The following is a 1609-nucleotide window of genomic DNA, read 5'->3' as shown; positions in this document are numbered from 1 at the left end:
GTTCACAGGCGGATGGCTGTCGCAGCCGGCAAGCCCGGATGGCCGCGATGTCGCTTGAAGGGACGAAAGCTGCCGGTTTTCCGGCCGACCACAATGATGTCGAGCTGGTCAGGGGCGCCCATCCGCCGCATTGGCGAAACCCGCCGCCCACCGGACCATACAATCTCGTCGTCGTCGGCGCCGGGCCTGCCGGCTTGACTGCCGCGACCGAAGCGGCAAGCCTCGGCGCGAAAGTGGCGCTGATCGAACGCGGGTTGATCGGCGGCACGTGCATCAACACCGGCTGCATCCCGTCCAAGTCGATCATCCGTACATCCAGGCTCTATGCCGACATGCGCGATGCCGAGAATTTCGGAGCCGATGCGCCGGACCATCTTCGCGTCGATTTCCAGCGCGCGATGACCAGGATGCGGCGCATCCGGCAACGGATCAGCCATGCCGACAGCGCTGAGGCGCTTGCTGCGCTGGGCATCGACGTTCATTTCGGCGAAGCCCGGTTCGAGGGAAGCGATTGCGTGACCGTCGCGGGAACCACGCTGCGCTTCCGCAAGGCGCTGAGCGCGACAGGCTCGAGGCCGGAGTTTCCATCCATTCCCGGCCTGGTCGAGGCCGGCTATCTCAGCAACGAGACGATGTTCGACCTTGTCGACTGCCCGAAGCGGCTGCTGGTCATCGGCGGCGGGCCGCTTGGCTGCGAGACAGCGCAGGCCTTCTGCCTGCTCGGTGCGAAGGTCATCCTGGCGCAGAGCGATCCGATGTTCCTGCCCGGCGAGGAACGCGACGCCGCGCAGATCCTTTCGGAGGCGCTGGCGCGCGAGGGGGTCGAGGTCCGACTGAACACCGAAGTGGTGGCGGTGCGCAGGGAAGGCGACAAGAAGCTCGCCGATCTGGTGCGGGACGGCGACACGACGACCATTTCCGTCGACGAGATCATCACCGGCATAGGCCGCTCGCCCAATGTCGACGGTCTTGGCCTCGACGAGGCGGGGGTTGCCCACGATGCCAAAGGCATCAAGGTGGACGATTATCTCAGGACCTCAAACCCGCGCATCTATGCGGCGGGCGATGTCTGCCTCGACTACAAATTCACGCATACCGCGGAAGCAACAGCCCGCATGGTCGTGCAGAACGCCCTGTTTCTCGGGCGCAAGAGGCTGAGCGAATTGGTGGTTCCGTGGTGCACCTACACCGATCCGGAAATCGCCCATGTCGGCCTCTATCCGGTGGAGGCGCGCCGCGACGGCATTCCGGTCAAGACCTATACGGTGCTGATGCACGATGTCGCCCGCGCGGTGATGGACGGCGAGGAAGAGGGTTTCGTCAAAATCCATGTCAGGGAAGGATCAGACCGCATCCTCGGTGCGACCGTGGTCGCCGCCCATGCCGGCGAGATGATCAACGGGGTGTCGCTCGCCATCAGGTCGGGCATGGGATTGCACGCGCTGGCCGACGTCATCCATCCCTTCCCGACACAGGCGCAAGGCATCAAAATGGCCGGCGACGCTTACCGGCGAACGCAGTTCACCCCTTTGTGGAGGCATCTGGCGGCACGCTGGCTGGCGTGGTCCAGGCGATGACACTTGTGTCCCGTCGGCGTTGGCGCGGGCTT

General features: G+C 64.9%; 1 protein-coding gene. It reads left to right on the top strand.

The window, feature by feature from the left end; all coding sequences use genetic code 11:
• A partial coding sequence (locus FJ980_RS30955; RefSeq protein ID WP_246676642.1) for a mercuric reductase occupies nt 1-1577 on the top strand: 1577 nt, incomplete at its 5' end.
• Nucleotides 1578-1609: the final 32 nt, after the last annotated feature.

Origin of the sequence: Mesorhizobium sp. B1-1-5 (assembly GCF_006443065.1) — a bacterium.
In the GTDB taxonomy this organism is placed as follows: Bacteria; Pseudomonadota; Alphaproteobacteria; order Rhizobiales; family Rhizobiaceae; genus Mesorhizobium.
The sequence above is the reverse complement of the archived record's forward strand: the minus strand, read 5'-3'. Positions and strand labels throughout refer to the sequence as shown.